At 31.1% G+C, this 15,000-nt stretch carries 5 protein-coding genes; 4 read left to right on the forward strand and 1 reads right to left on the reverse strand.

Annotated elements, in window-relative coordinates; genetic code table 11:
• The first annotated feature begins 305 nt into the window (after positions 1 to 305).
• The gene (dltA, locus tag UIB65_RS07465) at positions 306 to 9,815 is read left to right on the forward strand and encodes a D-alanine--poly(phosphoribitol) ligase subunit DltA (RefSeq protein WP_330040661.1); all 9,510 of its coding nucleotides are present in this window, start codon (positions 306 to 308) and stop codon (positions 9,813 to 9,815) included.
• Between the two features lie 14 nt (positions 9,816 to 9,829).
• Positions 9,830 to 11,554: an MATE family efflux transporter gene (locus UIB65_RS07470; RefSeq protein ID WP_330040663.1), complete on the forward strand. Its 1,725-nt coding sequence runs from the start codon at positions 9,830 to 9,832 to the stop codon at positions 11,552 to 11,554.
• 144 nt (positions 11,555 to 11,698) lie between these two features.
• On the opposite strand, the gene UIB65_RS07475 is transcribed toward UIB65_RS07470, so the two are convergent.
• Positions 11,699 to 12,634, reverse strand: coding sequence for a 3-hydroxyacyl-CoA dehydrogenase (locus tag UIB65_RS07475; protein WP_330040666.1), 936 nt, complete (start codon positions 12,632 to 12,634; stop codon positions 11,699 to 11,701).
• 200 nt (positions 12,635 to 12,834) lie between these two features.
• Between UIB65_RS07475 and UIB65_RS07480 the strand changes: the two genes are divergently transcribed.
• Both UIB65_RS07480 and UIB65_RS07485 read left to right on the forward strand, forming a co-directional pair.
• Positions 12,835 to 12,969: a hypothetical protein gene (locus tag UIB65_RS07480; protein WP_330040667.1), complete on the forward strand. Its 135-nt coding sequence runs from the start codon at positions 12,835 to 12,837 to the stop codon at positions 12,967 to 12,969.
• A gap of 193 nt (positions 12,970 to 13,162) precedes the next feature.
• On the forward strand, positions 13,163 to 14,680 hold the full coding sequence (locus UIB65_RS07485) for an MFS transporter (RefSeq protein ID WP_330040669.1): 1,518 nt from the start codon (positions 13,163 to 13,165) through the stop codon (positions 14,678 to 14,680).
• The last annotated feature ends 320 nt before the right edge of the window (positions 14,681 to 15,000 follow it).

Raw genomic sequence — 15,000 nt, forward strand, 5'->3', positions numbered from 1 at the left:
AAAGAAAAAGTAGCTATTAATTATATATAATTTAAAAAAGTAAAATATTATTAATTAACATAATTGAGGTATTATATGAAAACTCATGTGATAGTTGCACTAGTTTTTTTATAACTTTTACTTTTGGTTTGTGAATCCTCTCAACATGACAGGGAAGTTCAATAATATTTGATAAGTGTTATTGAATATAGGTATATTAATTTTAAATATTTTGTTTAAAATATATGAAAATTATCAATTAGTTGATATTAAATATCATGGAATATATAATAATATTAATTATTGTCTAAAACCTGGTGAGTATTATGCAAAATTTAAAAGGCTATAATAACTGTTTAACAAATATACCTAATGTGAACGAATCAACATTCAATCAAATTATTTTAAATTTTGAAAAAAAAATTCAGGAATCTTTTTTTATTTCAGCAATGTCTGTTTATTTATCTAGAATAAATCAATCTGAGGGGATTGTTTTTAAAATTTACAGAAATAATAAAGAAATTCCTCTAAAAATCAAGTATGATGAGAATAGTTCAGTTAATTATTTATTATCGGAAGTTGATGAATTGATAAATAATTTGCAAGAGGAAAATTATATTTTTGATAATGAACTGTTGCATGCTTACTCTATTTTTAACATGGATAATAATGTGGAGTTTGTTCCTCATGAAAAATCTATTTTAAACTGTTTGTTTGATGAAAATTCTGTTAAATTCGTTTATAATGACAGTATTTTTTCACAAGTTCAGATGGAATTTTTAATTGATAATATTAAGGATTTAATTAAACGTATGGGTGAAAATCCGGACATTATATTAAAAGATTTGAATATTGTCTCGGATAATGAAATGGATTTGTTAAAAAGATTTTCAAAAATAGATAGATTGGATTTCGATAAAAATGAAACAATAATGAATTATATTCATAATAATGCTTTAAAAATGCCAGATCAAGTAGCTGTCTCCGATACAATAACTGATATAACTTATGGTGAATTTGATAGGTATATTAATGCTTTATCAGCCATATTGCATAATTTGGGTGTTAAAAAAGGTGAATGTGTTGGTGTTTTACTTCCAAGAATTCCCATGTACATTGTCTCATGTATGGGAATTACAAGAAATGGTTCTGTTTTTGTTCCTCTTGATTTAACATATCCAAAGGACAGAATTGATTATATTATTGAAGAAAGTGAGATGAATTATATTATATCTTCCAAAAGTGTTGATTTCACTTCCCAATTTGAAGACAAAAATATTTTATACATTGAAGATTTGGATTTGAACACTGATGAGGTATCTCCAAATACTGTGGTTGCTGGTGATTTAGCAGCAATATATTTTACTTCAGGCTCAACAGGCACTCCTAAAGGAGTTGAAGTGTCTCATTACACTTTTTTACTTGAAGCATTATATTCTTCAAAATATTTAACATCCGGTTCGGACATTGCATGTTACGTTAACTTAACATTTTCGTTTTCAGTCGTATCATATGCCTCTTTTATTAAAGGGGCTAATTGCATCATATTAAACGAACATTTGAAAGAGAATGTTCCGGAATTAATCGAATTTTTACAGGTAACTCCACTTGATGCTTTAATTTTACCTACAATTCTAGGGGCAACCATATTGGAGCGAACCGAAATTAAAACAAAGAATATGATCATAGCCGGTGAAAGATTAAAAGAAGCAACACCAACAATTTTAAGCCGTAAAACAAATTTAATTAATTGTTATGGTTCTACTGAAGCTTTAGTAATGGCTTATCAGGATGTTAAAAAAGCATCTCAATTAGATGAGATTCCTGTGGGTTATCCTGCAGGAAATACGTGGGTTTATATTGTGGATAAAAACAATATGCCCGTTCCAATTAGGGTTCCCGGTGAGATTGTTGCATCTGGTTTAAAATTAGCTCTAGGATATCACAATAATGAAACACAGACTAATGAAACCTTTGTTGAAAATCCATTTTCAGATTGTTGGGAAAATGAAAGAATGCTTCACACTAGAGATCAAGGGTATTTCACTTTTGACGGTGAACTTGTGGTTAAAGGAAGAATCGATAGGCAAATCAAGCTTAGAGGTTTAAGGATTGAGCCTGGGGAGATTGAAAATGTTGTTTTAAATTATTCTTCATCAATTACTAATGTTGTTGTTGAACTTAGAAATGATAATCTTGTATGTTATTATATTAGTGATGGCGAAATCGATGAGGATGACTTAAATGAGTTCCTTAAGAGTAAAGTGACTCCATATATGGTTCCTTCATTTTATATGCAAATGGATGAGTTCCCTCTTAACCTAAATGGAAAAGTTGATATCAAGGCTCTTCCAACACCTGAATTTGATATCGGAGAAATTATTGAGCCAAAAACAGAGATTGAAATTAAATTATTTGAAATTATCTCAAAAATTTTAAAAACAGATAAATTTGGTGTCACTACTGACTTAATTAAATTAGGTTTGACTTCACTTTCATCAATAAAAATTGCTTATGAAATAGCATCCAATTGGGGAGTGCAACTCAGTATTAAAGAGCTTAGTGAATCAAAAGACATTCAAAACCTGGCCTCTTTAATTGACACTCCAGTTGAATCTGCAGAGGTATCTCATGAAAAGCAAGACCTGTATCCTTTAAGCCAAAATCAGTTGGGAGTTTACTTTGAATCCATAAAACATCCTGACAAATTGATTTATAATACAACATCTGCCGTTGATTTGGGAGCCAACATTGATGTGAAAAAACTTAAAAGCTCAATTATTAATCTTGTAAATAAATATACTTACCTTAAAAGCATATTATTTGAGGAAAACGGTAAAACATATCTTAAAAGACAGGACGATGAAGCTGTTGCTGTAGATATCTTTGAAAGTTTAGTTACAGATGAGATTAAAAACAGTTTTGCACGGCCATTTGATTTGTTTAAAGGACCATTGTATCGTTTTGAAATTTATTACACAGAAGATAAAACCGTATTTCTTATGGATGTTCACCATATATTGTTTGACGGAACTTCAGTAAATCTATTTATTAATGAGTTATTGGATGAATATGATGATGTTAATAATACAGGAGCAGTCAGTTCTGGATTCGACTTTATTTTAGATGAAAAAGAACTTGAAGGAACTGAAAAATACCTTAAAGCTAAAGAGTTCTTTGAAGACAGGCTGGCTGATATTGAAAACGTCACTTCAATTGAACCTGACATAATCGGTGAAAAAGAATTAGGATCTCTTAAAGAGGTTTCAGTTCCGATTAACAAGGAAAACATTTTTGAATTCTCCAAAAGGAACAGCATAACTCCAAACAGCTTGTTTTTATCTTCAACTCTTTTAACATTGTCTAAATTCTCATACACTAAGGACATGCTTTTAACTACAATTTCCAATGGAAGAATCAATCTGAAGTATTTCAAAACATTGGCAATGATTGTAAGGTCTCTTCCAATTGCAATGACTATTGATACCAATCAAAGTGTTTTGGATTATATTAATTCAGTGAATGATACTTTTGTCGATACAATTGACAATGAATCTTATCCTTTTACCAAAATATTTGAAGAATACAATTTTGTTCCGGAAATTTATTATGCATATCAAGTGGGATTATTTGATGAGAAAGTATTGAAAAATGGAAATAAAGTTAAAATCGAACCCTTAGAACTTGATTATCCTAAATTCAACATTTGCATATATGTTGAAGAAGATTCTGAAAACATCAATCTCATCATACGTTATAATGACCAATTATATTCCTGTGAATTGATGGAAAAATTAGTCAAAAGCATTGATTTAGTATTAAATAAATTCATGGATTCTTTAACTCAAAATGCTTCAGAGGTTTCACTTTTAACTAGCTTTGAAGAAAATGAAATAGTTAAAAATGAAAATGAATTAATATTAGACATCCATGAACCCTTATTGAAAGATAAATTTGAATACATTGCTTCTAAAAAAGCAGATGATATTGCAGTTTATGCAAATGACGCCAATTTAACTTTCGATGAACTTAATGCAAAAGCAAATGTGTTTGCAAATTCATTAATTGATAATGGTTTAAAAACAAATGACAAAATCATCTTGAAATTAAATAGGACTGCTAAATTGATGATAGCGATTATAGGTGCTTTGAAAGCTGGTGTTTCTTTTATTCCAGTGGATCCGAAGTATCCTCAAGAGAGAATCAATCATATTCAGGAAGATAGTGGATGTAAGATGATTATATCTGATAATCCTCTTACTGGTGAAGTTGATGTTGATGATTTACTTGATGGAGTTAAAACTCAAAATCCAAAAGTGGATTTAAAAAATGATGATATTGCATTATTAATTTATACATCTGGTTCAACAGGTATTCCAAAAGGAGTAATGATAAAGCAGGACAGCATTACAAATTATATTAAACCAACTCCCGAAAATTCACCAATAAATGCAATAGCAAATGAGGTTTCCAGAATGTTATCCATAACAACCGCTTCATTTATTGCATTCCTGCGTGAATCTTTCGCATCTGTTATGAATGGAGTTCCAATGGTTCTTGCAGATGAGGAAACATCAATGAATCCAATTAGATTGGCTAAGTTAATTAAAGAATATGAAATTGACGGAATGTCAGCGACACCATCCCGACTGCAGCAATATCTAACAATTGATGATTTCAGAAAGGCTGTAAAAGATATTAAGGTTATCACTATAGGTGGTGAAAAATTCATTGAATCATTATATCCTACATTAGTTAAGTATACTGATGCAGATATTTATAACTCCTATGGTCCAACAGAGGTAACTGTTGCATCTCATGCAAAATTGATGAAAGATAACCTTGTCTCTGAAGGAAAACCTATCCACAACACTATCGATTCAATTATGGACATTGATAATAATCCTCTTCCAAACAATATTGTGGGAAACATTGCACTTGGTGGAGTAGGAGTTTCTGCAGGATATTGGAACAAACCCGAGTTAACAGAAGAGGTATTTTATACAAGAAATAATATTCCTTATTACAATACTGGTGATTTAGGCTATAGGCGTGATGACGGTGAATTGGTGGTTGTAGGAAGGTCAGACTCACAGATTAAACTTAGAGGTTTGAGAATAGAAACAGGTGAAATTGAAAACGTCATACTAAAAAACAGCACTATTGACCTGGTATTTGTTAATGTACAGGTCATCAATGATACAGAATACTTATGTGCATATTATGTTACAGATTCACAAATTGATACCAATAAATTAAAAGAAGACATTTCACAGGAATTAACAGATTATATGATTCCAACATTCTTTATTCATTTGGATGAATTGCCTTTAAATCCTAACGGTAAACTGGACAGGAAAAAATTGCCTCTACCATCAGTTGATGATGAGATAACGGAAGTTGTTGAGGCTTCTACTGAATTAGAACAACGTGTATTGGATATGTGTAGGGAAATTATTTCCAAAGAGGACTTTGGTGTTACAACCAATCTTTTCAACATTGGTTTTACATCACTTACAGTCATTCAGCTTCTTGCAAGGATTTCTGAAGAGCTAAAAGTCGATGTAAGTATAATGGATATGATGAAGTCAAAAAACATTGCGGAAATAGCCAAAATTGTTGAAAATTGCGATAAAGATGATGAGGGTATTGAAAATGAGAATTATGAATTGACTCCAAACCAGTTGGGAGTTTATTTTGAATGCATTAAAAATCCCGACAATACCAGTTATAATCTTCCAAAAAAGATTTCATTCAATAAAAACATTGATGCAATGAAATTAAGGGAGTCAATCATAAAAGCAATAGATTTACATCCATTTTTAAAAAATAGAATTGTCATCGATGGCGCCAAAGTACTTAACCACAAATATGAATCTATTGGAATTGATGAAATAGAGATTGAGGAAATAAATGAAATAACTTCTGATGTTATATCTGAGTTTGTCGAACCTTTTGATATTATAGATAATCAATTATTCAGATTTAAAATTTATGTAACTCCATCCAATACGGTTTTACTCGCTGATTTCCATCATTTAATTGTTGACGGTACTTCACTTAATGTTTTATTTAATGATATTTCAGCAATATATGACGAAGATGAAGACAGACTGAGTAATGCTGGAGCCGACACTTATGAGTATATTTCAAAAGAAAATAACTACAAATTGTCTCAAGATAATGCGAAAAGTGAGAAGTTCTTTGATGATATGCTGTGTGATTTTGATGAAAATACGGTTTTAACTACAAATCTTACTGGGGATGAAGAAAATGCTAATCTTGCCGTGGTCAAATCAAGGATTGAAAAAAATATGGTTGATGATTTCTGCAGCCATCAAAAAATTAGTCCAAACATTTTATTCATGTCTTCGACCGTATTAACTCTTAGCAAATATGTATCAAATAAAGATATTCTAATATCAACACTGTTCAATGGTAGAAATAATCCTAAATATCAAAATACGATTGGTATGTTAGTTAAAACAATACCAATTGCATTTAAAACAGATAGAAATATGGATATTAAAAAATATTTCGAATTTGTCAATAACATATGGCTAAATGTTTTAAACCATTCTTCTTATAATTATGTTGAGATTGCAAACAAATACGAATTGAATACTGATTTTTTATATGCATTTCATGGAAAGATTATTGAAGAGGTATCTATAAATGGTGAAAAATACTCAAGAGAATCAATCGACCATGATTTGATGTCCTGTAAAATCAGTTTAAATGTCATTGAAGTCGATGATGATTATGAAATATCTATAGATTATAATGATGAACTATATACTGAAGAGTACGCATCTACATTCATTAATTCCATTATAACCATCATAAAGGAATTTATGGCAAATGATAATGTTTTATCTGATATTAAGCTTAAGGATATTGCAATCATCTCCGAAGATAGTGAAATCGAGTTTGAAGATATCGATGTTAATGTCGTTCACAGATTATTTGAAAACAGGGTAAAGGAACATCCTGATAAAACTGCTTTAATTAGTTGTGACGGTGAATTTACCTATGATCAGTTAAATAGGAAAGCCAATCGTGTTGCTCATGCCCTTATTAAAAGGGGAGTTAAAATAGGAGATAAGGTCTTGCACATGCTTCCAAGAACAAGTAATATATTGCTTGCCACTTTGGGAATATTGAAATCTGGTGCAACATTCATACCATTAGCCAATGACTATCCTGAGGAACGTGTAGAATATATTCGTGGAAATTGTCAGGCCAAATGGATAATTTCCGATAATGATTTCGAAAATGCAATCAGAATAGAAGATTTATTAAATGAATCTTCAGATGAAAGCAACCCTAATCTTGAAATTCCGGCTGACAGTCTTGCATATATGATTTACACTTCAGGTTCGACTGGAAATCCTAAGGGTGTGATGGTTACTCACAATAATATTTCAAATTTCCTTGTTAATGACGAGCGAAATTTAACTTATAGATATTATAACAGTGTTGAACGTGTGCTTGCATTAACAACAGTTTCATTCGATGCATCAATTCTTGATTTGCTGGGCACCATGTCATTTGGAAATACGTTGATATTTGCAAGTGATTCACAGACAAAGGATGTTTTTGAACTTACTGATTTAATCAAAAGAACTAAACCTGAATTGTTGGATTCAACACCCTCAAGATTATTGCAATTTTTGGAATTTGACTGTTTTGAAGATTTAATAAGTAGTTTTAAAATATTCACAATAGGCGGGGAGAAATTCTCTGTTGAATTATTGGATGCACTTGAAGATTTCCCATGTGATTTGTATAATGCATATGGACCTACTGAAACCACGATTCAAAGTAATGTGAAAAAAATTGATGGAAAGAATAGGATTAGTGTTGGAAAAGCTTTATATCCTTTTGTCACAGACATAAGGGATGTCGATGGTAAACTATTGCCTGATGGAGTAGTTGGTGAGCTGTATATTGGAGGTCCATGTGTAACTAAAGGATACTACAATAATCCTGAAAAGACTGCTGAAGTTTATAAAACAATAAATAATATTCCATATTATCGCAGTGGTGATTATGCATATAAATTGGATGATGAAATATATATTCTTGGTAGAATTGATAATCAAATCAAGCTTAGGGGATTGAGGATTGAACCTGATGAGATTTCAAATGTCATCTCACAGTATGGCTCTATAAACAGTTCCATTGTTGTGATAAAGAAGATTAATGGAATTGAACATCTATGTGCTTATTATACTGCTTCTGAAAAAATTGATGTAGATGATTTGAAAACTAATATATCAAATAGATTGACACCATATATGGTTCCAACGGCATATATGCAATTGGATACATTCCCTCAAACTGCAAATGGTAAAACGGATATTAAAAACTTGCCTGAACCGGAATTGACTTTGGATTATGTTGCACCTGAAAATGAAGTCGAAGCATTCTTTGCAAAAAGTTTTGAGGAAATATTGGGAATTGATAATGTTGGTGTAACCAATAACTTCTTTGAAATCGGCGGAACATCCCTGTTAGTAACTAAAGTTACAATAAATGCAATAAACAATGGGTATGATATTAATTATGGGGATTTATTTGCAAATCCAACTCCTAGGCAATTGGCTGAGTTTATTTCATCCGATGATAATGCTGTAAAAAATGAGATTGCTGATTATGACTACACTTTAATTGATAATTTATTGGCGAAAAACAACATCAAAAACTTCTTCAATGAATCATGCAGTGATAGTTTAGGCAATGTCCTATTGACTGGAGCCACTGGGTTTTTAGGAATTCATATTTTACAGGAGTTGCTGGAAAATGATACTGGAAACATATATTGTCTTGTTAGGTCTAAAGACAATCTAAGTGGAGAAGATAGATTAAAATTATTATTATTTTATTATTTCTCGACTGATTATGCTGATTTCTTCCATAATAGGTTGCATATTGTTGATGGGGATATAACTGACTTTGAAGACTTCAAAAAACTCATCCCCTATGATATTAACACAATAATAAACAGTGCGGCCAATGTGAAACATTTCTCATCAGGCACAGACATCGAAGATATTAATTATGGTGGTGTACTCAACGGATTGGAATTTGCGAAGTTAAAAAAATGTAAATATGTCCAGGTTTCAACTGTAAGTACTGCAGGTGAAAGTATCAATAATTATCCTCCGGAAGATAGGCTTTACTGTGAACAGGATTTATACATTGGACAGAAGGTTGACAATCAATATCTTGGCAGCAAATTCTTGGCTGAAAGAGCAGTGTTGCAGGCTGCATGTGATGATCAGTTAGATGTTAAGATTATGAGGGTTGGAAATTTAATGGCAAGGACTTCAGATAGTGAATTCCAGATTAACTTTAGTTCAAATGGTTTCATCAACAGGCTTAAATCATTTGTTACAATTGGCAAATTCCCATATTCAATGCTAAATAATAATTTTGAACTAAGTCAGATTGACATAACTGCAAAATCAATTGTTGAACTGTCAAAGACTCCAAAAAATTGTGTTGTATTCCATCCATACAATAATCATTTTGTAACCTTCGCAGATATCCTAAATATTTTCAAATCTTTAGATATCGATATTGAAATTGTTGACCAGGAAGAATATGAAAGGTCATTTAAAGAAACAATGAAGGATGAAAGTAAGCAAGAGGGAATTTCAGGATTCATCACTTCAATCGGAGAAGGTAAAGAGAAGAAAATATGGGTTAAAGATGAAAATGATTATACAATCCAAGTATCTCATTTATTAGGTATAAACTGGCCTTTAATATCTGAGGAATACCTCTATAATTTCATCAAATTCCTTAAAGACTTTGGGTTTTTTGATTAGAGTAAGGTGATCTTGTGCATGAAAGAAATCATAAGTTAATAAATAGTAAATTCAAGGAATTTTTCTTTCCAACATTATTGACAGCTATGGCTGGAAATATCTGTCTGGTTGTAGATTCCATATTGGTAAGTTTCTTCGTTGGTGTGGCCAATTTGTCTGCAATACAATTGGTTTCACCACTGCTTACTTTTGTGAATTTGTTTTATTGGATGATCGGACTTGGAGGCAGCATCCTTTGTTCTGTTTCTAAAGCGGAATTTGATGATAAGTCAAGTAACAGTTATTTTTCTGTATCTATTTCGTCACTTTGTATATTTGGAATAATTATTACAATCATTGGATTGATATTTTCAAATGATATTTTAAGTATTTTATGTAGATCTCAACAATTATTGCCTATGGTAAACTCATTTTACTCAGTCATATTATTAGGAATACCTTTTTTATGCTATTTGATGTCAGTATCCTATTTTGTTAGGGTTGATGGAATGCCTAATTTGGCTTTTAGAGCTATACTGCTGGCCAATATTGTTAATCTTTGTTGTGATGTTATTTTCATGGGTGTTCTTAAGATAGGTATTGGTGGTGCAGCATGGGCGACATTAGTTGGTTATGCAGTAGGATCCATTTTTATTTCAACATATTTTTTCAAGTCAGAAAGAACATTGAAATTTATCAAATTAAAAGTAAAACCATCCATTAATAAGTTTAAGGAAATTTGCAAATCAGGTTTTCCAAGTTCATCAACACAGTTATATTTCACAATCAAAATATACATTTATAATGTTTTAATTACTCTTTTTGTAGGTGAAGCCGGCATAGCAGCATTTTCAATTTGTGACAACAGTACATTTATTTTATACATGTTTTTAATTGGAGCATCTCAAACAATGTCTTCACTTGTTTCAGTTTACTTTAAGGAGGAAGATTATTCAAGTGTTTCTTATATTGTTAAAAAATCATTAAGATTCGCTTTAATTTCAAGTCTTGTATTTTCACTAATTATAATTGTTTGTCCGAATGTAATGTTGATGTTATATAGTGTTAAAGATCCATCATTCGTGCCTACTGTATTAAATGCATTGAGAATATTTGCAATTAGTTTTGTTGGAATTGCAATAACATTCCTATTCACTTTTTATTCTCAAGCTATTCAGAAAAATTCAGTTTCTTCAATTGTTTCACTGCTGGAAGGATTGATTTTCCCTTGCGGGTCAGCAGTAATATTGTTGTTAATTCTTGGAGAAAATGGTATTTGGATTTCATTTACAGTAGCTGAAGCAGCTACAATTCTATTTATTTTTGCATATTCAAAATATCTAAACAGAAAAACCGATGGGGAATATACTGGATTCTTTATTAACAAGCATAATGATGATAAAAAGGTATTTGAGTATACAATTAATGGTAATGTTAAAGAGGCTGTTGATTTAGCTCATCAAGTTCAGGATTATTTGTCTGGAAACAAGTCCGCTGCTTTAGTCGGTTTAGCTATTGAAGAAATGCTTGTAAATATAATTAATATCAACGAAAATGTTGATGTAATTGATGTTATTGTTAGAAATAATGATGATAACATATTGATATCTATTAAAGATATGGGAATTGACTTTAATCCTGTAGTTGAAAATGATGATTTGAAATTTGATAACATCAGTGTTTTAAATAAAATTGCAGATAAAATTGATTATTCTAGAGTATTGGGTTTAAATAGTACAGTAATCACTATAAAAAATTAAAAACAACATAATTAAATTAGATTATAAAGAAATTCCTCCATGGAGGAAGTTAATTATTTATCTTGAACCCAATTTTTGTAATTTTTATATCATTGGCTTGTGATTTTAAAATATAAAGAAAAAAAAAATAAATGATATAATTATTTAATATTCATAGAATCCTTTACCTGCATTGATACCAGTTTCACCGGCATCTATTTTTTCTTTAAGTTTTAAGGCAATTTTACCTTGGGTTGTCTCAGGGTCTTTGGATCTAGGGTCCATAAGGATAATATTATATGCAGTTACAAGACCTACAACATCTAAAATTTGGAATGGTCCATTTGGTGCACCTGTAGCAAGTCGCCAGGTTAAATCAATTGTTTCAGGTTCTGCAACTTCTTCAGCCCATAAGGCTTGTCCTGCAGATAAAAACGGAACAAGCAATGAATTAAGTACGTATCCAGGTTGTTCTTTTAAGACTTTAATTGGAACCATGTTAATGTCTTCTGCAAACTGGACAATGGCATCAAAGTATTTTTGTTCAGTTCCAGGATGTGGCATGACTTCCGCAGTGTTTTGGGCCCATATGTTATTTGCAAAGTGGAATGCAAGATATTTTTCAGGTCTTCCTGTGTATTCTGCAAATTGGCTTGGAAGTAATGTGGATGAGTTTGTTACAACAATTGTTTTTTCTGGAAGATATTTGGATAACTCCTCATAAAAGAGAATTTTTTGATTAGGGTCTTCTGCAATTGCTTCAATTACAAGATCTGCATCGTTTACCGCTTTTTCATAACTTGTAGTTAATGTAAGGCTGTCAAATGCTTTTTGGGCTTGTTCTTTTAATGAATCTATCTCTTCATTGCTTAGGTCAGTTTTTTCACTGAATCCTCTGCAGTATGCAGTTTTATCAGTTTTCATTTGTTCGAGTGTGCCTAAATAGATGTTTAATAATCTTTCAAATTTAGGTTTTGCTCTTTCAATTGAACCTTCACTTCTTAACCAAACGGTCACATCGAATCCACAGAATGCAGATTGATAAGCAATCTGACTACCTAATACGCCTCCGCCAGCTACTACAACTTTTTTAATATTCATTTAAATCACCAATTTAATGTATGAATTATATTTCTGTCAAAAATTAAAAAAACTAAATATAATTCGTTATTTACTATTATTATATCTAAAATATTTAAAATTTTTTAAAATGATTATGTACTTTTGAATATTTAAGGTATAGTTCTTGGAATCCTCTGTTTAAATAAGTATTTGGTAAATTGTGTTATGCCAACAGCAACATGAAGTTGGTCAAAAGGAATCAAAAATTGCATAATCCTGATTCCCCCTTGCTGATTGGGGATGTTAATGAGGGAGATGTTGTAAAGGAAGTCAATGAACCTAGTTATATTGATGCTCAAACTAGATTGATGTAGTTTTTAGTTAGGCCTTTGATATTTGATGTTCATAGAATGCATTTGAAAATCAATTTTACAGAATTGTGGTGTTCTTGCTGTATTATGTAAAAATTCCATCCAAAAATTTAATCGTTGGGAAATCAAATATACTTATGTTCATGTTTAAAAGAGCATGTAAAAATATTTTTTAAAATTAGGAGGATTAATAAATATGAATGAAAAGGCTAACGAGAGTTCTTGGTTTCCGTTAATAGTTGTGGCTTGTGCTTCCTTTATTATAGTGTTGGACTCTTTCTTCATGAATGTTAGCATTTCTCGAATTGTTGTTGATTTGAATGCTGATGTTAGTACTATTCAAATGATTGTGTCGTTTTGTACTCTTATCACTGCTGCGTTGATACTGTTCAGTACCAAACTTCAGGACATAGTTGGTAAAAAGAAACTGTTTGTAATTGGCGCGGCACTTTTTGGTATAGGCATATTTGCTGCAGTATTAAGTTCAAGTGTTACAATGTTTTTTGTCGGATGGGCAGCGATTAAAGGTGTTGCTGCGGCATTAATGCTGCCTGCCATAGTTTCAATAATAAGCGGAATATATTCCGGCAGAAAGCGTACAATTGCTTTGGCAACTCTCGGGGTAATGGCAGGACTTGCAGATATTTTAGCTCCGCTCCTTGGTGGGCTTATTACAACTTTTTTCAGCTGGAGATACACTTTCGCATTTGAATTAATATTCATTTTATTTATTTTAGTAATGCAAAATAAAATACCTGATTTTAAGCCTACTGAATCTAAAAGCGATCTTGATATTATTGGTGCTATACTTTCCGGTATATGTCTTCTTTTGCTTGTGCTTGGTATTTTGACTCTGACTAATGATTTTGCTACCAGCATAATTGAGATAATTTTGGGATTGATAGTCTTAGCAATCTTTATATGGTTTGAACTCAAAAGAAAAAGGTCAGGCAAGGTGCCATTGCTTGATGTTGAATTATTTAGAGACAAAAATTTGCGTATAGGTACATCTATTAAGTTATTATATAATATTGTAATATCGGGAACATTTTTTGTAATGGTTCTGTTTTTCCAAACTGTATTGCAGTTAAATCCATTCGATACTGGTTTGGCTTCACTTCCATTTGTTATGGCTTTGTTTATTTTTTCATTGACCACTCCAAAACTAATAGGAAAACTGAATCACAAGACACTCATGGCAATAGGATGTATAATATCTATTGTAGGATGTCTGATTTTAAGTTATCAATTTAAATTAAATGTAAACATGCTGGATTTAATTCCAGGACAGTTTTTACTTGGGACAGGTATTGGTTTTATGATGGCTTTAGCAGCGGATGTTGCATTATTCGATGTTCCTGCTGAAGGCCAAAATAATGCATCTGGTATTATTACAACTGGTGAGACATTAGGTTCCTCATTGGGTACAGCAATCATTGGAATAATTCTAATTCTTGGAGTTATGGGTGGTATTAGTACTGCAGTCGATACCTATGCACCTGATTATTCAGGAGATGAACAATTCCATCAGGAGGTCTATGACTACTTCCAAAAATTAGACACTATAGAGGGACAAGATAGTATTGTTGTGAATACTGCAGATATAATTATCCAGAATGCAATGGCATCTGTAATGTATGGATTAGCCATCGTGTTAGCAGCTATGTTAATTATAACGCTGCGGATAAAAAACAATAATATTAAAAAACAATGAGAGGTCATCTCTCATTTGCTTTTTTTTAATGCTTTGAGTGTTGGCTAAATTATTAAATTTTGATTTTATTCATTGTTTGTATGATATAATCATAAATTGCATAATCCTAATTCCCATTGCTGATTGGGGAAGTTAAAGATGATGTGTTGTTGATGTCAATGAGCAATGTTATATTGGTATGTAACAAAGATTAATTTGATTTCTTTACTTTTAATATTTATATTTTTAATTTCATTGGTTTGAAATTTATTTCTAATTTTCATATTGATTTTCATTTAACTGAAAACAATATTGATTTTATTATTTACTTTTCATTATAC

Origin of the sequence: Methanobrevibacter sp., assembly GCF_036307625.1 — an archaeon.
GTDB lineage: Archaea > Methanobacteriota > Methanobacteria > Methanobacteriales > Methanobacteriaceae > Methanocatella.